The organism is Paracoccus tegillarcae (assembly GCF_002847305.1).
GTDB classification, from domain to species: Bacteria; Pseudomonadota; Alphaproteobacteria; order Rhodobacterales; family Rhodobacteraceae; genus Paracoccus; species Paracoccus tegillarcae.
This window is the reverse complement of sequence record NZ_CP025408.1, coordinates 1,966,554-1,986,547: the sequence shown is the minus strand read 5'-3', so window position 1 is coordinate 1,986,547 and position 19,994 is coordinate 1,966,554. Positions and strand designations below refer to the sequence as shown.

The 19,994-nt window shown below is 62.4% G+C and carries 23 protein-coding genes; 13 read left to right on the top strand and 10 right to left on the bottom strand.

Going from position 1 to position 19,994, the window contains the following annotated elements; genetic code table 11:
* Position 1 precedes the first annotated feature (1 nt).
* Together CUV01_RS09695 and CUV01_RS09690 are read right to left on the bottom strand one after the other, a co-directional pair.
* Entirely contained in the window at positions 2 to 1,744 is a 1,743-nt protein-coding gene (locus CUV01_RS09695; protein ID WP_101460292.1) for a glycosyl transferase family 90, read from the bottom strand.
* Positions 1,741 to 2,946 carry an MFS transporter gene (locus CUV01_RS09690; RefSeq protein ID WP_101460291.1) on the bottom strand — a complete coding sequence of 402 codons (1,206 nt, stop codon included), beginning with the start codon at positions 2,944 to 2,946 and terminating at the stop codon, positions 1,741 to 1,743. Before CUV01_RS09690 ends, CUV01_RS09695 begins: the two co-directional genes overlap by 4 nt.
* A gap of 190 nt (positions 2,947 to 3,136) precedes the next feature.
* Here CUV01_RS09690 and CUV01_RS09685 point away from each other — a divergent pair, with 190 nt between their 5' ends.
* From CUV01_RS09685 to CUV01_RS09675, 3 genes are all read left to right on the top strand, one after another.
* On the top strand, positions 3,137 to 3,919 hold the full coding sequence (locus CUV01_RS09685; protein ID WP_101460290.1) for a GntR family transcriptional regulator: 783 nt from the start codon (positions 3,137 to 3,139) through the stop codon (positions 3,917 to 3,919).
* 143 nt (positions 3,920 to 4,062) lie between these two features.
* Positions 4,063 to 5,475 carry a L,D-transpeptidase family protein gene (locus tag CUV01_RS09680; protein ID WP_101460289.1) on the top strand — a complete coding sequence of 471 codons (1,413 nt, stop codon included), beginning with the start codon at positions 4,063 to 4,065 and terminating at the stop codon, positions 5,473 to 5,475.
* On the top strand, positions 5,472 to 6,377 hold the full coding sequence (locus CUV01_RS09675) for an extensin-like domain-containing protein (protein WP_232962181.1): 906 nt from the start codon (positions 5,472 to 5,474) through the stop codon (positions 6,375 to 6,377). Before CUV01_RS09680 ends, CUV01_RS09675 begins: the two co-directional genes overlap by 4 nt.
* Positions 6,378 to 6,392: 15 nt before the next feature.
* Here the strand turns inward: CUV01_RS09675 and CUV01_RS09670 are convergent, their stop codons facing one another.
* Both CUV01_RS09670 and CUV01_RS09665 read right to left on the bottom strand, forming a co-directional pair.
* Positions 6,393 to 7,124 (bottom strand): Crp/Fnr family transcriptional regulator, encoded by a 732-nt coding sequence (locus CUV01_RS09670; RefSeq protein ID WP_101460288.1) that lies wholly within the window; start codon positions 7,122 to 7,124, stop codon positions 6,393 to 6,395.
* Positions 7,125 to 7,242: 118 nt separating this feature from the next.
* On the bottom strand, positions 7,243 to 8,544 hold the full coding sequence (locus CUV01_RS09665) for a FliI/YscN family ATPase (RefSeq protein ID WP_232962719.1): 1,302 nt from the start codon (positions 8,542 to 8,544) through the stop codon (positions 7,243 to 7,245).
* Positions 8,545 to 8,672: 128 nt separating this feature from the next.
* Between CUV01_RS09665 and CUV01_RS09660 the strand changes: the two genes are divergently transcribed.
* The 10 genes from CUV01_RS09660 (at position 8,673) to CUV01_RS09615 (ending at position 14,402) form a co-directional block, all read left to right on the top strand.
* Positions 8,673 to 9,065 carry a FlgB family protein gene (locus tag CUV01_RS09660; protein WP_101460287.1) on the top strand — a complete coding sequence of 131 codons (393 nt, stop codon included), beginning with the start codon at positions 8,673 to 8,675 and terminating at the stop codon, positions 9,063 to 9,065.
* A gap of 9 nt (positions 9,066 to 9,074) precedes the next feature.
* Positions 9,075 to 9,467, top strand: coding sequence for a flagellar basal body rod protein FlgC (flgC, locus tag CUV01_RS09655; protein WP_101460286.1), 393 nt, complete (start codon positions 9,075 to 9,077; stop codon positions 9,465 to 9,467).
* Between the two features lie 11 nt (positions 9,468 to 9,478).
* Positions 9,479 to 9,775: a flagellar hook-basal body complex protein FliE gene (fliE, locus tag CUV01_RS09650; RefSeq protein ID WP_101460285.1), complete on the top strand. Its 297-nt coding sequence runs from the start codon at positions 9,479 to 9,481 to the stop codon at positions 9,773 to 9,775.
* A 9-nt stretch (positions 9,776 to 9,784) separates the two neighbouring features.
* Positions 9,785 to 10,051 carry a flagellar biosynthetic protein FliQ gene (locus CUV01_RS09645; protein WP_101460284.1) on the top strand — a complete coding sequence of 89 codons (267 nt, stop codon included), beginning with the start codon at positions 9,785 to 9,787 and terminating at the stop codon, positions 10,049 to 10,051.
* Between the two features lie 4 nt (positions 10,052 to 10,055).
* A complete protein-coding gene (locus tag CUV01_RS09640) occupies positions 10,056 to 10,772 on the top strand; it encodes a flagellar hook-basal body complex protein (protein ID WP_101460283.1) in 717 nt (238 codons plus the stop codon).
* Positions 10,773 to 10,783: 11 nt separating this feature from the next.
* On the top strand, positions 10,784 to 11,569 hold the full coding sequence (flgG, locus tag CUV01_RS09635) for a flagellar basal-body rod protein FlgG (RefSeq protein ID WP_101460282.1): 786 nt from the start codon (positions 10,784 to 10,786) through the stop codon (positions 11,567 to 11,569).
* Complete coding sequence (flgA, locus tag CUV01_RS09630; RefSeq protein ID WP_101460281.1) at positions 11,569 to 11,985, top strand: flagellar basal body P-ring formation chaperone FlgA; 417 nt, start codon at positions 11,569 to 11,571, stop codon at positions 11,983 to 11,985. The genes flgG and flgA overlap by 1 nt, the downstream gene beginning before the upstream one ends.
* Positions 11,986 to 11,998: 13 nt before the next feature.
* Positions 11,999 to 12,724, top strand: coding sequence for a flagellar basal body L-ring protein FlgH (gene flgH, locus CUV01_RS09625; RefSeq protein ID WP_101460280.1), 726 nt, complete (start codon positions 11,999 to 12,001; stop codon positions 12,722 to 12,724).
* A gap of 12 nt (positions 12,725 to 12,736) precedes the next feature.
* Entirely contained in the window at positions 12,737 to 13,264 is a 528-nt protein-coding gene (locus CUV01_RS09620; RefSeq protein ID WP_157994829.1) for a flagellar basal body-associated FliL family protein, read from the top strand.
* A 190-nt stretch (positions 13,265 to 13,454) separates the two neighbouring features.
* Positions 13,455 to 14,402, top strand: a complete 948-nt coding sequence (locus CUV01_RS09615) for a glycosyltransferase (RefSeq protein WP_101460278.1) — start codon at positions 13,455 to 13,457, stop codon at positions 14,400 to 14,402.
* A 4-nt stretch (positions 14,403 to 14,406) separates the two neighbouring features.
* Here CUV01_RS09615 and rfbA read toward each other — a convergent pair whose 3' ends face one another.
* The 6 genes from rfbA to CUV01_RS09585 form a co-directional block, all read right to left on the bottom strand.
* Positions 14,407 to 15,303, bottom strand: coding sequence for a glucose-1-phosphate thymidylyltransferase RfbA (gene rfbA, locus CUV01_RS09610; RefSeq protein WP_101460277.1), 897 nt, complete (start codon positions 15,301 to 15,303; stop codon positions 14,407 to 14,409).
* The gene (gene rfbD, locus CUV01_RS09605; protein WP_101460276.1) at positions 15,300 to 16,157 is read right to left on the bottom strand and encodes a dTDP-4-dehydrorhamnose reductase; all 858 of its coding nucleotides are present in this window, start codon (positions 16,155 to 16,157) and stop codon (positions 15,300 to 15,302) included. The genes rfbA and rfbD overlap by 4 nt, the downstream gene beginning before the upstream one ends.
* On the bottom strand, positions 16,157 to 17,194 hold the full coding sequence (rfbB, locus tag CUV01_RS09600) for a dTDP-glucose 4,6-dehydratase (RefSeq protein ID WP_101460275.1): 1,038 nt from the start codon (positions 17,192 to 17,194) through the stop codon (positions 16,157 to 16,159). Before rfbB ends, rfbD begins: the two co-directional genes overlap by 1 nt.
* Positions 17,194 to 17,751 carry a dTDP-4-dehydrorhamnose 3,5-epimerase gene (rfbC, locus tag CUV01_RS09595; RefSeq protein WP_101460274.1) on the bottom strand — a complete coding sequence of 186 codons (558 nt, stop codon included), beginning with the start codon at positions 17,749 to 17,751 and terminating at the stop codon, positions 17,194 to 17,196. Before rfbC ends, rfbB begins: the two co-directional genes overlap by 1 nt.
* A gap of 69 nt (positions 17,752 to 17,820) precedes the next feature.
* Positions 17,821 to 19,326: an inorganic phosphate transporter gene (locus CUV01_RS09590; protein ID WP_101461996.1), complete on the bottom strand. Its 1,506-nt coding sequence runs from the start codon at positions 19,324 to 19,326 to the stop codon at positions 17,821 to 17,823.
* A 301-nt stretch (positions 19,327 to 19,627) separates the two neighbouring features.
* The gene (locus tag CUV01_RS09585; protein ID WP_101460273.1) at positions 19,628 to 19,813 is read right to left on the bottom strand and encodes a DUF1127 domain-containing protein; all 186 of its coding nucleotides are present in this window, start codon (positions 19,811 to 19,813) and stop codon (positions 19,628 to 19,630) included.
* Positions 19,814 to 19,994: the final 181 nt, after the last annotated feature.

Genomic DNA, 19,994 nt, shown 5'->3' with positions numbered 1-19,994 from the left:
CTTATCTTCCTGCTGTGGCCAACCCGTCCAGGATATGGCCCAAAAAGGCGCGCCGCGCGGCGGGATTGGCCAGACGCACAACTTCGGCCCGCGCAGCCGCCGACATCTGCTTGCAACGTTCGGGGTTGGCGCGGGCCCAGGCCAGCTTGTCCTCTAGATCGAGGCAATGCAACTGCACGGGAATATAGTGCTGCCACGGCTTGAAGCGGCCCAGATAATATACCTCCCATCCGTCCTCCTCTTTCAGCAGCACCGACTGGCTGTTGATCGCGCCGATGAAATTCGAGCCGTGGTCATAGCCGGCCAGCGTCAATTGATAACGGAAACGCTGGAAATAGTCCGCCCCGACGCGCGGCCTTGTGAACGGCGCCAGCAGTGGATGGCTGGCCAGATCGCGATAGCGCCAGGCGATGACCAGACCGATGTCAAAATCCGGGTGATCCATCCAGCGCCGTATAAAGGCAAAGCGTGGCACATCGCACAGCCGCTCGAACGCCGCCATCTGCGCCGCATGATCATCACCCGCATCGCGCAACTGGTCCAATATCTGATGCGAGGGCTGCCGTCCGAACTGGTCGTGGGGCACCGCCGAGCCAGAGATATGGCCGCGCCAGACCAGCCGGTCCTGCTTGGCGTCAAAGGGGATATGATCGCCGCATTCCGCCTGCGGCTGGCCCGGCGCGCCGATCTCATGCAGTCCTGGCAAGGGCCACAGCACCACGTTTCGCGCAGCTTCGCGGCGGTTATAACAAAGCACCGGCACACCTAGCGACGGACCGTCTGGCAGTCCCATCCGGCGGGCATCCTGCATGTCGATCCGCACCGGATCGCTGCGGCCAAGGCGCAGGATATCGTTGATGACACCTTCTGCGCGGGCGCGTTTGAAATCGGGATTGGGTTGAAGCATCGCAACCAGACCGCCGCCGCCAGGCGGTGTCCCGATGGCATAGGGCAGCGCCCGGCCGTCGCGGTTCACGACGCTTTCATCACCATCCCAGACGCAGTACAGCCCCGAAACGCCGTTCAGCGTCCCACCTTCGGGCGCGACACCCTTGAGGCAATAGGCGGCGATATCCTCGGCAAGTTCTGGATCGTCCGATGGCGGCATTGCGCGGGGCCGGTCCATTGTCGCGGCCAGTTGTTGCTCAAGGGACTGTTTGAGCCCTGGCACCCAGCCCTGCGCCTTGGGTCGCTGATCCAGCGGGGTAGGCAGCACCTGGTCCAGCCGCTGGCAAAACTGGGCGGGGGTCTCGCGGTCGATATCCACGCGGATCAGGCGGGGATCACTGCCAAAATACGCCTCGACCGCCGCCAGATGGTCCAGCCAGTCGCGCCGCCAGATGCGCAGCAGCGCCTCTTCGGGTTGGTCAAGATGGTGGGCATAGCAGCGCGCAATCACGCCACCATCGCGGGTCATGCGATCCAGCATCCAGCCATCGGGATCACGCGTGGTCAGAATGAACCTGGCCTGCGGAAACTGCTGATCAAGAAAGGCGAATGCGCGCCAAGCCTCGAGTGGCGGACGCCAGAAACTGTCGACGCGGTGCAACCCCGTGAACAAGGTTATGCCGGAATGGTCCTGCAGGGGACGACTGCCCTGCGCATGCGCCATCAGGATATCTGCGGCCAGCGCCCCCTTTTCGTGACCCAGCACCTGATAACCGTTCTGGCGAAAGATCTGGGCCAGCCGCTCCTCGCCGCACCAGTCGGGACTGATGTGAAAGAACTGCCCGGCTGCGATCATGTGGCGCCGGGTTCAAGCTGTGGGATGCGTGGCAGCAGGATGGTCAGGCAGCCCAGAACCGGCAGCGCCGAACACAGCAGAAAGACAAAGCGGATGCTGGTCGCATCGGCCAGAACGCCCAGCACCGCAGCCGCGATGCCGCCCATCCCGAAGGCAAAGCCAAAGAACAGCCCGGCAATCGTTCCGGTGCGCCCCGGCACCAGTTCCTGCGCAAAGACGATAATGGCGGGGAAGGCCGAGGCCAGGATCAATCCGATGACAACACACAGCACACCGGTGGCCACCAAACCCACATGCGGCAGAAGCAGGGTAAAGGGCAGCACGCCGAGGATCGAAAACCAGATCACCCGCAATGTGCCAATGCGATCCCCAACGATGCCGCCCAGCATCACCCCGGCGGCCATCCCGGCCAGAAAAAGAAACAGGATCATCTGTGCACCCTGCGCACCGAGGCCAAAGCGATCGATGACAAAGAAGGTAAGATAGCTGTTCATGCTGGCACCATAGATATTCTTGGTGAAGACCAGAATGGCCAGCACGATGATCGCGCGCGTGACGACCGGTCGCGGCAGACGCAGCTTCTTATCGGCAATGGTCGTATTCGCGCGGCGCCGGCCCTCGGCCCAGTCACCGATGCGCCACAGCATTGCCAAACCAAGGGCCGCGGCAACCGCAAACCAGGCCACCGCGGGCCGGCCAAGCGGCACCACCACAAAGGCAGCCAGCAGCGGGCCCATCGACTGCCCGAAATTGCCGCCCAGCTGAAACAGTGACTGCGCAGTGCCAAAGCGCCCGCCGGATGCAATCCGCGCAACGCGCGAGCTTTCGGGATGGAACACGGCCGAACCGATCCCGATCAGCATGGCCCCTGCCAGCAACATTCCATATTGCTGCGCCGTACCCAGCAACACGACCCCGACCATGGTCGAGGCCATTCCCAGCGGCAATGAACGCGGCTGGGGATGACGGTCCGTTACCGCACCCACGACGGGCTGCAAAAGCGACGCGGTAATCTGAAAGCCTGCGGTCAGCAGCCCGATCTGCGCGTAGCTTAGCGAAAACTCTGCCTGCAGCAGCGGATAGATCGATGCCAGCGTCGACTGCATCACGTCGTTGATCAGGTGACACAGACTGATCGAACACAGCACCAGCCAAGCGGTCCCACTGGCCTTCCGGCCTTGTTGCCCTTGTGTGACACTCATCGAAGATCCGCCAAAACTGCGTATAGTCGGGGATTCTCTACCAGCAGTGCTTCTGCATGGAAATCGCGTTTTGGCTGCGCCTGTCCATAGGTACATATTTACAATAACTAAACAAATTGGTTCGATCCGCGTAGCCGCGCGGTCCGTTTCCGTGCAGAAGGCACCCACGTGACACTAATAAAGCGCGGATATGACGAGAGAACTTTCAACCATAAGTCGCTTACCCGAAAGCGCCGCCGCGCGCCTGCGCGGCACCCAAGCCCCGCCTTCGGGGCACCGTGGCAACACCTGGCAGGCCATTCGCGACCAGATCCTTGGACGTATCCGTTCGGGTGAATGGCCGCCTGGCAGCCTGGTGCCTGCCGAAATGCAATTGGCGGTCGACTGGGGCTGCGCAAGGGCGACGGTCAACCGCGCCATGCGCGACCTTGCCGAAAGCGGTATCGTCGAACGCCGCCGCCGGCTTGGCACGCGGGTCAACCAAAGGCTGAGTCTCGGCGCCAGCCGCGAAATTTCGCCGCTGCGCAGCGAAATCCGCGCTACCGGCGCCGAATATGGCTACAAGTTGCTGCAGCTTGATCACGAGGGCGCCGACCATGAAACCGCACGGATCCTGAAACTGCGCGATGGCGACCCGGTCAGCCATGTCAGCGCGCTGTATCTGGCCGATAGGGCGGTCTACTGCGCCGAAGAGACCTGGCTGAACCGCGAGCGGATGACCGGGCTGAAGGACTCGGATCTGGTCAAAAGCTCGGCTGGCGAATTTCTTGCCCATAACGCCCAAGCGACTCGCTTTCGGGTGGCGATTCTGGCGGCGTGCGTCAGCGCCCCTTGCGCCGAGGCGATGGGTGTCACGCCCGGCACAGTGCTACTGACGATCGAGCGGACAGAATGGGCCGACGCCATTCCGCTGGCCTTTTCGCGCCAATATTTCCCCGTGGGTCATCGCATGGTCTATGACGAACAGAACTGACCGGGGCGCATTAGCTTAATTGCGGCCCGGAAACGGGGGACGAGCGCGAAGAACGGCCCGTTGACCAAAAATTTATAACATGACCACTGGCGCAACGGTGCGGAAAGGCGGATGTTGATTTTTCGCCAAGACCGGAGATTTACATGCCCCTGCGCCGCGCCCCCATTTTCGCGACTCTTTGCCTCAGCCTTCTGCCCGCCCTGCTTGCCAGCACCGCCATTGCGCAACAACAGGCCGCCGACAGCTTTTCGGCAGCCCAGATAGACGGCGCAACCTATACGGCAGGCGATCTCGCGTCCGGGCGATCAGCGCTGACTGCCAAAATCCAGATTCTGCTGGACCGCTCGGGGACCTCACCGGGGGTGATTGACGGCTACAAGGGCGGGATGAGCGAAAGCGCCATCAGGGCCTTTGAACGGCGTGCCGGTCTGCCCGTGGACGGCATCATGGATCCGAGTGTCTGGAACTTGCTGCAACCCTATGCAGCGACCCCCGTCACGCAGGACTATACGATCACGCAGGCCGATGCCGAGGGTCTGGTCGACGCGATCCCGGTCGACTACGCGGAAAAGGCCCAGATGAGCACGCTGGCCTATACCAGCGTCGCCGAAAAACTGGGCGAACGGTTTCACATGGATGACAAGTTCATCGCCTTTCTGAACCCCGGCGTTGCACTTGTGCCCGGTTCAACGATCAAGGTCACCGCCCCATCCAAGCCGATCAAGGCCGAGGTCACGCGCATCATCATCGACAAGGCAACCCGCCGCGTTGCCGGATATGACGCCAACGGCGATATGGTTGTCGATTATCCCGCGACGGTCGGCTCGGATGCGACGCCATCGCCGTCGGGCAACCACACGGTCGTGACCATCGCCTTTGATCCGAACTACACCTATAACCCCAAGGTCAATTTCAAGCAGGGCGAGAACGACAAGGTGTTGACGATCCCGCCGGGACCGAATGGTCCCGTGGGCAACGTCTGGATCGATCTGTCCAAGCCGACCTATGGCATTCACGGCACCCCGACGCCATCGCGGCTGTTCGTCAATCAGTCCAATGGCTGCGTCAGGTTGACCAATTGGGACGCGCGCGAATTGGCGAACATGGTCAAGCCCGGCGTCACCACGGTCGAGTTTCTGCAACCCGGAACAACCATCGCCGAAGTGACCGGCGCGACATCACCCGAAACACCAGAGGCCGTCGCCAGCACGGCTGCTGCCACGGCGGTCACGGCTGAACCCGCGACGACAGCAACGCCGACCACCTCGCCGGCGACGGATACGGCAGCCACGGTGGCAGAGCCTCTGCCCGCCAATGACGCAACGACGCCCGCAGTGACGACCACGACGCTGCCCGCCCCGGCGACCTCTGACTTGCCAGCGGCGGCGACCGCGCCACTGCCCGATGCGGTTCACGAAGACACGACTGAATCAGAGGCCCGGACCCTGAGCACCCCAGAAGAGGATCAGGCGATCTCGGATGCGTTGTCCGATGCCTTGTCGAATGCCCTGTCGGACAGCGCGCCGCTGCCCTTGCCCGAGGCCGGTCAGGAATGATCCGCCTCGCCGCGCTGGTTGCCGCACTGATGCTGCCCATGGGCGGCGCATGGGCGCAATCTGAAACGGCAGAGGCGACGCGCCCGCCCGAAAAGCCGGCAGTAACCGAGGGCAAGCGCCCGCCCGTGGCGGATGACAGCGAACCGCTCGGCGGCGAGCGCCCGGCGGATCGACCCAGCCTGCAGGAACAGGACGACACCGCGCCTGCCCAGGCGGCCTCCGATGGCCTGCCTGACGATGGCGGTCCCGTTGCAGCCCCCTCAAACCCTGACCCGGCTGAACCCGAAGAACCCGAAGAACCTGCGGGGCCGCCAGTTCACCAGACGCTGCGCGAAAGCGATTTCGACTATTCGGCCTGTCTGTTGGCACTACATGATCTGGGCACGGTCTATGAGGAATTGCCCGCGATCACCGACACAGACCAGCGCGATTGCGGCATCTCCCGCCCACTCCGGGTGACACATATCCTGCCCGGCGTGACACTGGCCGGCGGCGCAAACATGCGCTGCGACACGGCACGTGCGCTTGGTTTCTGGCTGCGCGATTTCGTTCGCCCTGCAGCCGGTCGCATGCCCGGCGCGCCATCGCTGTCGGGCCTGCAGATGGGAACCACCTATGATTGCCGTGGCCGGATCGGCACTGGCGGCGAGGCCAAACTTTCCGAACATGCCTATGGAAACGCCATCGACATCGCCAGTTTCACGTTCCGCGACGCCGAGCCGATCCCGGTGGCGCCGCGCGAGGATAGTGGCGATCTGATCGAGTCCTTTCAGCGCGCGGTGCGCGGCGCCGCTTGCCTGTATTTCTCGACGGTTCTGGGCCCCGGCAGCAATGCCGCCCATGACGACCACCTGCATCTGGACGTGGCCGCCCGCAATGGCGGCTGGCGCCTGTGTCAGTGATCCCGGTGCTGCGCCTCAGCGCCGGTGCTTTTCCATATCCAGATAGGTGGGATCAAAGCGCGCCAACCGGCTAAGCCCGGGCCAATCCAGAATTTCGACCTCGCTGCCGGTCCAGCGCAAATAGCCCCGATCGCGCAGATCGCGGACCGCACGGTTGATATGGATCGGCGAATAGCCAAGAATTTCAGCCAGTTCGCGTTGCAGCAGCGGCAAGTAGAAGCGATGCGATTGGGCCGCCCCTACCGCGTTCAGCCTGACATAAATCTCGCAAATCAGATGCGCCAGATGCGCACTCGACCGCAGCGAGGCGGCAGCGACCAGCCACTGCCGGTGGATCGCCGCGTCGATCAGCGTGGCCATCCACAAGAGCCGGGTCAGATGCGGAAAGCTTTCCGTGATGTCGATCAGTTCGTCATGATCGATAAACTCGATCTCGGTCGGACCAAGCGACACGACAGAATGCTCCAGCCCGGCCAGAACAAAGCCGTGCAGGTCGACAAAATCGCCGGGCACATGCACGGCGGTGATCACGCGTTCGTCGGGGCGTCCGACCAGTCGATGCGAGCGCGCTGACATGCCTTGCAGCATCATGCAACTGCGGCGCGCAATCCGCTCTGCGGGCACGATCACCTCTCCGGGCGCAAAACTGACATGGTCGGTCTTGATGGACCTAAGTCGCGAAAGATCTTCTTCGCCAATCTCATCACGCCGCTGCAGATAGCGGATGAAATATTCGGTTATCGCCATGCGCCTTCCCTTTTGAAACCGGCGGACAGTTGCAATTCTCGTCACCCGCCGCAATGGTCAGCCCGACGGGGCTAACAATGATTAACCGCTATCGCGCCAGAGAGTTGCACAGACATGCTCACGAACGCGCCAACCCGCCCCGCCCCGCAACTGTCAATGCCTCGCCCAAAGCCGAAAAGCTGTCCGCGACGCTATCGCGACGTAGCGTAATGAAATCGTCCAGACGTGGATAAAGCTTTACCGCTTCGTCCAGCTTTGGGTCGGTGCCGGGCGAATAGAGGCCGGCACGGATCATCAATTCGGACTCGGCATATGCCCCCAAGGCTGCCCGTGCATGCGCAATCTGCCGGTTCTCCTTGACGCTGGCAGCCGCCGGCAGGGAACGCGAAACGGATCGCACCACGTCGATGGCTGGAAATCGTCCACGTTCGGCAATCGCGCGGTCCAGCACGACATGCCCGTCCAGAACGCCGCGCAGGATATCCGCGATGGGTTCCTCCATATCGGAACCCGCGACCAGTACGCTGAAAATACCCGTGATGTCGCCCGCACCGTCAGGACCGGGCCCCGCACGTTCCGCCAGCGCCATGATCATATTGGCGGTCGATGGCGGAAAGCCGCGATCACTGGCGCTTTCGCCAGCAGATAGCGCGATCTCGCGATGCGCCTCGGCAAAACGGGTGATCGAGTCCGCAAGGAACAGCACATGGCGACCCTGATCGCGAAAATGCTCGGCCACCGACATGGCGGCCCAGGCACAGCGTCGGCGCATCAGGGGCGATTGATCAGAGGTGGCCGTTACGATGATCGCGCGCTTCATTCCGTCGGGACCCAGGGTTTCTTCGACGAACTCGCGCAATTCGCGCCCTCGCTCGCCGATCATGGCGATGACAACGACATCCGCCTCGATCCCGCGCGCCAGTGACGACAGCAGGGTCGACTTGCCCACACCCGAACCCGCGAACAGCCCCATCCGCTGCCCGCGCACCAGCGGCAACATCGTGTCCAGCACCGCCAGCCCGGTCTTCAGCCTCGCGCCCAGCCGCTTGCGCCCGGCCGCAGACGGCGCGGTGGCACGATAGCTGCGCGGCTCTGACCCTCGCGGCAGGGGCCGCCCGTCCAGCGGTTGCCCCAGCGGATCCACGATCCGCCCGATCCAGGCGTCACAGGGCGCAATCGCCGGCGCACCAATCAACTGCGCCTCGGCACCGATGGAAAGCCCTTCGATACTGCCCTCTGCCAGGACTGTAGTCTGGCGCTGCGACAGCGCAACGACCTCGCCCGCGATCTGCCGCTGATCCAGCTTCAACGAGATGCGGTCACCGACCGAGGCCCGGCCACCCAACCCCGACAGCCCCACCACGCCCGCGCGAATGGCAGAGACGCGGCCATAGTGGGTGACAAAGCTGCCCTGCCCCATCCGCGCGACAATCGATTCAATTTTATTCACTTCGACTTTCTCCAGGTTGGCGCCGTCTGGCCTCGCTGAAACGGTTTCTAAACCTATTGGGGTTAAGACCGGGTTATCGGAACAGAGGAGAAACCTCGGTGTTTGAACGAATAGAACTGGTCCAGATGGCTCGCGCCATGACCGATCACGCAGCGCAGCGGCAAAAGGTTGTCGCGCGCAATATCGCCAATGCAGATACGCCGGGCTTCGCGGCACGCGATGTGACGCCGTTCGGCGAATCCTATCGCGGCGGCCAGGGTGACAACGGGCTGCGCGGCACCAATCCCCGGCACCTGACGACGCCGTTCTGGTCCTCTGGCACCGCGCGCGTCACTGTCGATGACGCACAGCCCTCGCCAAACGGCAACAGCGTCTCGATCGAGGCTGAGATGATCAAGACGGCAGAGCTGCGGGGCCAGCATGAGCTGTCCGTCGGCATCTATCGCTCGGCGCTCGACATCATGCGGACCAGCATTGGCCGGCGGGCCTAAGGTGATCTCATGACAGAAACGATCTCTGCTCTGCGCCTGGCCGCATCCGGGATGAAGGCACAGGCCGACCGGCTGCGCCATGTTTCGGAAAATATCGCCAATGTCGATACGCCGGGCTATCGGCGCAAACTGGTCAGCTTTGAACAGGTCGCTGATTTCGGGCGCCCGACCGGCGAGGTCGCGGCCTCGCGGGCGATCCTGGATCGCACCAAGCTGCCGCAGATCTTCGACCCCGCGCATCCGATGGCCGACCAGAATGGCTATTACGAGGGCTCGAACGTGGATCTGGTCATCGAGATGGCCGATTCGCGCGAAGCCAGCCGCAGCTATGAGGCCAATCTTCGCATGTTCGAGCAGAGCCGTCAGATGACGTCGACGCTGCTCGATATTCTTCGCCGCTGAAAGGATTTCAGATGATTACCCCCACTCAGGCCAGTCAGGCCTATACCGCAGCCCGCAACGCCATCGCCCCGCTTGACGGCGCCACGCAGGCGCCGACCAACGGCCCCGATTTCGCCGGCATGGTGCATGATTTTCGCGGCGTCATGGAACAGGCGGACACCGTTGGGACCGGCGCCATGACCGGGCAGGTCGAGACGCATCAACTGGTGCAATCGCTGGCCGAGACGGAACTGGCGCTGCAAACCGTGGTCGCCATCCGCGACAAGGTGGTCGAGGCCTATCAGGAAATCCTGCGGATGCCTGTCTGAGGCCATATCATGAACGAACTGATCCTTTTCGATATGATGCGTCAGGCCCTGCTGGTCGCGGTACGCATCTCGGCCCCGATGCTGGCTGTCGCACTGGTTGCGGGGGTGGTAATCGGGCTGTTTCAGGCCCTGACCTCGGTTCAGGAAATGACCATCACCTTTGTGCCCAAGGTCGGGCTGATGCTGGCCGTTTTCTGGGTCACGATGAGCTTCATGACCACCGCGCTTTCCGATTTCTATGTCGGACAGATCATCCCCCTGATTGCCGGAGGCTGAGCCGATGGATAACGGCATCTACGCGGCCCTGACGCGGCAATCCGGGCTGATGCGCGAAATGCGCGTCGTCGCCAACAACATCGCCAACGCCAATACCACAGGTTTTCGCCGTGAAGGCGTGATCTTTGCCGAGCATCTGACCCGGCTGAATCGTCAGGGCGAGGGATTGTCGATGGCCGATGCGCGCGGCCGTTTGCTCGATTTGCGCCAGGCCGTTCTGACGCAGACAAACGGCACCTTTGATATGGCCATCGAAGGCGAAGGTTTCTTTATGGTCGAGACACCCGAGGGCAACCGATTGACGCGCGCTGGCGCCTTTATCCCCTCGGCAGAGGGCGAATTGATGACCGCCGATGGCCACCGTGTGCTGGATGAGGGCGAGGCCCCTATCCTGGTTCCCGCCGGGGCCAGCAATCTGGCAATCGGCGCCGATGGCACCATGTCCGCCAATGGCACACCGTTCGCCCGCGTCGGCGTGTTCGTGGCGCCCGAAGACGCCGACCTGACCCATGAAGGAGGCACCGTCTTTGCCTATCAGGGCGAAATTCAGCCTGCCGAACAACCCAGCGTCCGACAAGGATTTCTGGAAGAATCCAATGTCGATCCGGTTTTCGAAATCAGCCGCATGATCGAGGTCCAACGCGCCTATGAAATGGGCCAGTCCTTTCTGGACCGCGAAGATCAGCGCATCCGATCAACCATCACCGCCATGACCCGCTGAAAGGCCACACCATGAGAGCTTTGCAAATCGCCGCCACCGGCATGAGCGCGCAACAGACCCGCGTCGAGGTGATCTCGAACAACCTCGCCAACATGTCGACCACCGGCTACAACGCGCGCCGCGCGGAATTCGCCGATCTTCATTATCAGCAGGCCACGCGCCCCGGCAGCGTCACCGCCTCGGATGGCACGGTCATCCCTGCAGGTGTGCAACTGGGCCTTGGCGTTCGGCCAACCGCAGTCTCGGTCACCCTGCAACAGGGATCGCTGACGGCGACGGGCGGCGATCTGGACGTCGCCATCGAAGGCGATGGATATCTAGAGATCGTGCTGCCGTCGGGCATCTCTGCCTATACCCGCGATGGCGGGCTGAAGCGGTCGGCAGACGGTCTGATCGTCACCTCGGACGGCCATGCCGTCGCCCCCGAGGTCGTCATCCCCGACGACGCCCATTCGATCAGCATCAATGCGGCAGGCGAGGTCTATGGCTATTTCACCGGACAGACAGAACCGGAAATTCTGGGTCAGTTCACGCTGGCGAATTTCACCAATGACAAGGGGCTGGAGGCGATCGGCTCTAACCTGTTCCTCGAAACCGTTGCGTCCGGCGCGCCGGCCATCGCGACGCCGGGCCAGGACGGGCTGGGTACATTGCGCCAAGGCTATCTGGAAGAAAGCTCTGTCGATGCCGTTCGCGAAATCACCGATCTGATCAAGGCGCAGCGCGGCTATGAGTTGAACGCCAAGGTCATCACCGCCGCCGACCAGATGATGAGCGCTACGGCGCAGGTGCGCTGATGATGCGCCAGTTATTTCTGATTTTCGCGCTGATCGCCGGGCCGCTTGTCGCCCATGCGGCCCCGATCAGTGCCAGCCGCACCCTGCCCGCGGGCACGGTGATCACACCCGGCGATCTGGTCCTGGCACCCGACAGCGATGTGGCTCAGGCCGAAGCGCTGATTGGCCTGCAGACCCGCATCACGATCTATTCCGGTCGACCGATCAACACCGTGCAACTGCGGGCGCATCGGCTGATATCGCGCAATCAGGTCGTTCCCCTGATCTTCAGCCAGGGCACGCTGAGCATCGAGACCAGCGGCCGCGCCTTGGCCGAAGGTGCGGCGGGCGATGTGATCCCTGTGATGAATCTCGGCTCACGTCAGACCGTCAGCGCCTTGATCAACGCCGACGGCACTTTGCGAATCTCGCGCTAAGGAAAGAACTTCCATGAAAACCGCTTCAATCCTTCTTCTTCTGCTGGCTCTGTCGGCATGTAGCCGCGCGGCAAATGTCGGGCGCGCTCCCGAAATCACCCCCGTGCGACAAAGTGCAGAATTCGTCGCCATGACCGAACCGCCGCTGGTCATGCCTGTCACGTCGGGCCGGCCCGAGGCAGCCGCGTCGCTTTGGTCAGGGCAGGCGGCCTCGTTGGTGGCTGATCGGCGGGCAACGGCACGCGGCGACATTCTGACAGTGGTGATCGAGATCGACGACCGCGCCGAGATCTCGAACAGTTCCGAACGCTCGCGCCGCGCCGGCGACAAGGTCGGCATTCCGTCCTTTGCCGGGCTGCCGCAGCGGATCGATCCGCGCTTGCCCGAAGGCGCCAGCATGGCCGATCTGGTCGATGCCAAGTCCAGTACGAACTATTCTGGCGAGGGCAACATTTCGCGTCGCGACAAACTGACTCTGCGTGTCGCAGCAACCGTTCTTGATACCCTGCCAAACGGCGTTCTCCATATCGAGGGCAGCCAGGAAGTCCGGGTGAATTTCGAGTTGCGCGAACTGACGGTCAGCGGCTTTGTGCGCCCCTCGGATGTCAGCGCCCGCAACGAGATCGCGTATGACCGCATCGCAGGCGCGCGCGTGTCATATGGCGGACGTGGCCAGATCACCGATGTGCAGCAGCCCCGTTATGGCCAGCAAATCGCCGATATCATTCTGCCCTACTAAGGAGACATGATCGTGATCAAGAAACTCCTGATCTGGATGATCCCGCTGATCGCATTGGTCGCGGGGACGGCCACCGGCAGCCTCATGGCCCCAGAGAAGCCCGCCGCCGAGAGCGATACCGAAAGCCACTCCGACGCCGAGGGCGGCAAAGTGGCGGGTCTTGCAGAGGCTGAAAAGGACGACCACGGCGGCGATAACGCCAGTGCGCATGACGGGACAGCCGCATGGTTCAGCTTTCCCAACCAGTTCTTCGTGCCCATCGTTCGGCGCGGAGAGGTTGATCGGATCATGGTACTGACCCTGACCATCGAAACCAGTGAGGCCGCAAAGCCCGGCATCGAGGCGCAGGAACACAGGCTGCGTGACGCATTGCTGCGCAGTCTGATCGTGCATGCAAACACAGGTGGCTTTAGTGGAAACTATACCGCCGATGCAAAGCTGGAAAAGTTGCGCGCATCGCTGAAGGCGGCAGCCGTCAGGGTGGCGGGGGCAGATGCGCATGATGTTCTGATCGAGGATCTGGCCCTGACCGATGGATGATCGCAGTTCTGCACCATCACTGCACAGTCCAGTCAATCGGCAGTTGGCAGACGCCAATCGGACGGCAAATCACGGGCGGCGACAGGGAGACGTGCTATCGGGGCTGTGAAAACGCATCAACGCGATCCCGTCCCGGACTGATTGCCAATCATGGCGGAAACAGGCTAGGGACGGCATCATTCCTGACGTCATGGCCATGCCCGATCATCCGCCCGTTACCATCCTTCTGGCCAGTTTCAACGGCGGCAAGCACCTCGCCGCCCAGTTGGACAGTATTGTCGCGCAGGACCTGACCGACTGGCGGTTGATCATATCCGATGATGGCTCTGTTGATGACAGCCGGGTAATCTGCAGCGCCTTTCGTGATCGAATGGGGTCGGATCGGGTCAGGCTGATCGACGGGCCCGGTCGCGGGGCCACGCAAAATTTCCTGCATCTGATCGGGGCTGCACCCGCGGGCGCAGCAATCGCGTTTTCGGATCAGGACGATGTCTGGCTGCCGCACAAGATGTCGCGGGCGATGTCGCACCTGTCAGGCCAAGTGTCACCGACGCTTTATTGCGCACGGACATTGATCTGCGATGCGGAGCTGGAAAACCGCAAGCCATCGCGACTGTTTGCCCGCCCGCATGGTTGGCGAAATGCGCTGGTGCAGGCTTGTACGCCTGGCAATACCAGCGTTCTGAACCCACAAGCTGCGACATTGCTCAAGCAAGGGCTGACAGAGGCTTTGGCGCGTGATCTGCCAGCCCATGACTGGTGGAGCTATCAGTTGGTCACCGGCGCCGGCGGGACGATCCTCTTTGATGCCGAGCCGGGCCTGCTGTATCGCCAGCACGACCATAATGTCATGGGCCGAAATGATACCCCGCGCGGCAGATTGCGTCGCATGACGATGCTGATGCAGGGCGAATATGGCGGCTGGCTGGCGACACATGCCGATGCGCTCGCGGCGCTGTCACATCTGCTGACATCCGAGAACCGCGCGATCCTGCAACGGTTTGCGGCGATGCTGCAGGATTCAGGGCCGGCGGCGCTGCGCAAGTTGCACAGGCTTGGCCTTTACCGGCAAACGCGGGACGGGGATCTGGCCCTTAAGGCGGCGGCGTTGACGGGGCGGCTGCGACGCCCGTCCTGAGGGGTCAGTTGCGGCTGGTATCGGCGTGTTCGGCTAGCAACCGCTGCAGATAGGCCCCATATTCGTTCTTGGCGAACATCTCGGCGCGGAGGGCAAGCTGCTGCGCGTCGATCCACCCCTTGTCAAAGGCGATTTCCTCGGGGCAGCCGGTCTGCAAACCCTGACGGCGTTCCAGCGTGCGCACCAGATTACCCGCGTCCAGAAGGCTGCCATGGGTGCCGGTATCCAGCCACGCATAACCGCGGCCCATCCGCTCGACCACCAATTGCCCATCGGCCAGATAGCTTTCCAGCAGCGTCGTGATTTCCAGTTCACCCCGGTCCGACGGTGTAATCGACGCGGCCCGGTCCGGCGCTGTCCCATCCAGGAAATACAGCCCCGTCACCGCGTAGTTCGACGCAGGAACGCTTGGCTTTTCAATGATCGACCTGACCTGCCCATCCGGACCGAAATCGACAACACCGTAGCGTTCAGGATCGACGACGCGATAGCCAAAGACCGTGCCGCCCACCGTGTTGGCGTCCGCATTGACCAGCGCTTCGCTGAGGCCATGACCGAAAAAGATATTGTCGCCCAGCACCATGGCCGAGGGTGCGCCGTCCAGAAAGTCGCGCGTCAGCAGATATGCCTGCGCCAGACCGTCGGGGCTGGGCTGGATGATCCATTCGAACTGCAGCCCCCATTGCGATCCGTCCCCCAGCAGACGCTGGAACTGGGCCTGATCGTCGGGCGTGGTGATGATGGCAATCTCGCGGATGCCGGCCAGCATCAGAACCGAGATCGGATAAAAGATCATCGGTTTGTCATAGATGGGCAGCAGTTGTTTCGACACGCCCATGGTGATCGGATACAGCCGCGTGCCAGAGCCGCCTGCCAGAATGATGCCCTTGCGCTTGGTCATGAACTTTCCTTCACATTGGTCAGAACCTGTGCCAGCCCGGCGCGCCAATCGGGGCGCGCGATGCCAAAGTCCTTGCTGATCCGGCTGCAATCCAGCCGTGAATTCAGTGGTCGTCTGGCCGGGGTCGGATAGTCGCTGCTGGGAATATCGACGACCTCGCAGTTCAGCCCGCGCTGATCAAATATCTCACGCGCGAAATCGGCCCAGCTTGCATCCGGTGCGCCGGCAAAGTGATAGAGCCCGCCCTTGGCCGGATCAGCGATCATCTGACCGGCCATAACCAGCAAAGCCGCGGCGATATCGCGCGCAGGCGTCGGCCCGCCGATCTGGTCGGCAACGATGGTCAGGTGGTCACGCTCGGCGCCGAGCCGCAGCATCGTTTTTACGAAATTCGCGCCATGCGACGAAAACACCCAGGATGTGCGCATGATCGCCCATTGCCCACCGGCAGCTTCGACGCCTTGTTCGCCGGCCAGCTTGGTCGCGCCGTAGACGCCAAGCGGCGCGGTTGGCGCGTCGGTATCGCGGGGCAGATCGCCAGATCCGTCAAAGACATAATCGGTCGAGACATGCAGGAAGGGCACGCCCTTGGTCGCGGCAGCCTGGGCCATTGCGGCGGGTGCCTCGGCATTGACCAGCCGGGCGGTGTCGGCATCTGTTTCGGCCTTGTCGACTGCAGTGTAGGCTGCGGCGTTGATCACCGCGCGGCAGTCGGTCTGCGCGATGATCCGGCCACAGGCTGCCGGATCGGTCAGATCTGCCTGATCGCGGCCCATGAAGATCGCACCCGGCGCAAGCCGCGCCAGTTCCTGTGCGACCTGGCCCGTCCGGCCAAAGACCAGCAACCCATCCATCAGCCGCCCCCCAGCCGCGTGCCAACGCCGTCACGCGACAACAGCGGCTGCCACCAGTCCCGGTTGGCCAGATACCATTCGACCGTGCGGCGCAGCCCCTCTTCGACCGTGACCGAGGGCCGCCAGCCCAACTCATCGCGGATCCGCGTCGGGTCGATGGCGTATCGGCGGTCATGGCCGGGGCGATCGGTGACGAAGGTGATCAGCCGGTCATGGGGTGCGCCAGCGGGGTTTAACTCGTCCATATGGGCGCAGATCAGCCGTACAAGATCGATATTCGTGGCCTCGTTCTCGCCCCCGATATTATAGCTGCGTCCGGTTTCGCCCTTCTGCGCAACCAGCAAAAGCGCGTCGGCGTGATCTTCTACATAAAGCCAGTCGCGGACATTGCCGCCGTCGCCGTAAACCGGGATCTGCTCGCCCGCGAGCGCCTTGAGGATGACCACGGGCACCAGCTTTTCGGGAAAGTGGTAGGGGCCATAATTGTTCGAGCAATTGGTCAGCACCACCGGCAGACCGTAGGTTTCGTGCCATGCGCGGACCAGATGATCAGAGCCCGCCTTGCTGGCCGAATAGGGGCTGCGCGGATCATAGGGCGTGTCTTCGGTGAATTGCCCGGTGTCACCCAGCGAACCAAAGACCTCGTCGGTCGAGATATGATGGAAACGAAATCCCTCTGGCTTGCCACGGGCAATCCAGTTCGCGCGCGCGGCCTCTAACAGGTTGTAGGTACCCAGAATGTTCGTCTCGATAAAGGCTCCGGGCCCGTCAATTGAACGATCCACGTGGCTTTCGGCGGCCAGATGCATGACCACGTCGGGGTTATGTGTCGCCAGCACCCGGTCCAACTGCTCGCGGTCGCGGATATCGGCCTGTTCAAAGCTGTAGAGATTGCTGTCTGACACAGCGGCCACATTGGCCAGATTGGCGGCATAGGTCAGCGCGTCCAGATTGACGACCTCGTGCCCACGTTCCACAGCCAGCCGCACTACCGCAGAGCCGATAAACCCGGCCCCGCCGGTGATCAGGATCTTCATCAGTATTCCCCGAATTCAAAGGGCGATTGCCAATCGGCAAAGGCGGGTGCGCTGCGGTCCTTGTCAGACAGGACCGGATCACTTACCGCCCATTCGACCCCAACCGAATCCCAGTGGACACCGCTGTCACTGTCCCGGTCATAGTGATCGGTGCATTTATAGACGACCTCGGTATCCGGCTCCAGCGTGACAAAACCATGCAGGAATCCGGCAGGCACCCAGAGTTGGCGGCCGTTTTCAAAGGACAGTTCCGTGCCGAACCAGCGGCCAAAGGTCGGGCTGCCACGCCGTGCGTCCACGGCCACGTCGAACAGACTGCCCCTGCCGCAGCGCACCAGCTTGCCCTGCGCGTGGGGCGGCGCTTGGTAATGCAGACCGCGCAGCGTGCACTGTTTGCGCGACAGGGAATGGTTATCCTGCACGAATTCCGGCAGATCAACGCCTGCCTCTCTCAGGGTTTTGCGATTCCAGCTTTCCGAAAAGAAACCCCGGTCATCGCCATGGCGAGCCGGGGTCACGATCAATGCGCCGGAAAGGCCGGTCTGTTCGATCTGCATCAAGTTCACCCGATAATTTCGCCCCAGATATACGGCGGGCGGCGGGTGCTGTCACCCCAGAGCAGCGGTCTAGCCCGCAACAGCGTTAAGGATCAGAAAGATTACCGCCGACAGGATGGCCGCGGCGGGCACCGTCACGATCCAGGCCGCAATGATCGTCATGAAATGCGACCGGCGCACCAGCTTGCGGCGGCGGCGCTCATCAGGGGCAATCTCGGGCTTGTCGATGGACTGACGGGCCTTGCGCATCCGCCGCGCACTGTCCCATTCGCGGAAAAAGCCGACACCAAAGACACCACCGACCGCAATATGGGTCGAGCTGACCGGCAGCCCCAGCCAGCTTGCCACGATGACCGTCATCGCCGCCGACAGCGCCACGCAATAGGCGCGCATCGGGTTCAGCTTGGTAATCTGGTTGCCCACCATACGGATCAGCTTGGGTCCAAACAGGAACAGGCCGAAGGAAATGCCGAAGGCGCCGATCAGCATCACCCAGAACGGAATGCCCACCGCACCCTCATGACTGCCCGACTGCGCGGCATGGACGATGGCGGCAAGCGGTCCGACCGCATTGGCAACGTCATTGGCACCATGGGCAAAGCTAAGCAGCGCAGCCGATACGATCAGCGGAATGCCAAACAGCACCTTGAGCGACTTGTTGCGGTTGCTCAGGCCCTTTGATTGGCGACGCACGACCGGGATCATGATCGCCCAGACAAGCAAACCGATCAGGGCACCGATCATCAGCGCCTGCCCCATGGACAGATTGACCAGTTGCTTCAGCCCCTTCAGCGCCAGATAGGTCGAGAACACGCCGCCCATGATGCCGACCAAGACCGGCACCCAGACGCGGGCGGCGGCAATCTTGTCGTCGCGGTAGATGATGCGTGCCTTGATGAACCACAGAAAACCTGCCGCGATCAGACCGCCCAGCAGCGGCGAAATCACCCAGCTTGCCGCAATCGCGCCCATCGTGGGCCAGTTCACGACCGCAAAGCCCGCCGCCGCGATCCCCGCACCCATCACGCCACCGACAACCGAATGCGTGGTCGAGACCGGTGCACCGACCCAGGTCGCCAGATTGACCCACAAAGCCGAGGACAACAGCGCCGCCATCATCGCCCACATGAATGTTGCATTCGACGCCATCGCTTCGGGGGCAACGATGCCCTTGGCGATCGTCGAGACCACATCGCCGCCAGCGATCAGCGCGCCCGCGCTTTCGAACACGATGGCGATGGTGATGGCACCGCCCATGGTCAGCGCATTCGCGCCAACCGCCGGTCCCATATTGTTGGCGACATCATTCGCGCCGATATTGATGGCCATATAGGCGCCAAAGGCCGCTGCCATGACGACGATCAGGCCATTGCCGGTCTGTCCAAAAAACACAGCCGCCAGCAAACCGGCCAGAACGATAAAGACAAAGGCAATGCCCGGCGCAATGATCGAACGCCCGGCATAGGCGGTCGATCGTTCCAGCGTGGAAAAGCGCCCGAGGTCGCGGTCCAGCGTGTCAAGGTGCCGCGCGTCTTCGTCGCTGCGGTTCGCTTCGTTCGTATCCGTGCGGGTCATGTCACTCTCCTGTTTCAACGCAAACGCCGCACGCGTCACCTTATTCCATTGTTCCCGCGCCTCGGCGCGGTGCCATCTTTTCCATGCGTTTGCGCGCTGTGCCTTTTGCGACATTTTCGTGACGAATGTCTAGCAGCGGCACCGGGAGGTTCATCGAATGTCGGGGGTAAAGCCTGCCCTGTGCCACGCGCAGGCCGGTTGGCTGGCCCGTCAGGACGCAGCGGGCAAAGAAAAACCCCCGCTGCCTTATCGGTCAGCGGGGGTTCGGTCTGTTTGGGTCGCCTGGTCGTTTGGTCGCATCTTACAGCGTGCCCACGACCGTATCGATATCGGCGCGGCACATGCCGATGTCTTCCAGCTGACGCTCGGACAGTTGGTTCAGCGCCTTGCGAGTCTCGCGGCGAACGCTCCATGCCTGAAAGCGGGTCCGCAGTTCGGCAAAGAGGCCATCAAGGGCGACGCCGTTATTCGTGGCAATAGCAGTCATCTTGTCATTCCTTCCAGGTGATGCCCGGCTGGTCCGGGCCGCTCCCATGCAGCAAAGATAGATGCTGCACCCGCAGCAAACCAGAGGCGGAAGAGGCAATGCCGCCCTGCACCAGACGCATAACCATATGGCAAATATATATTTTAAAATACTGCGTTGCAGCGTTACCGCAAACGGTCGT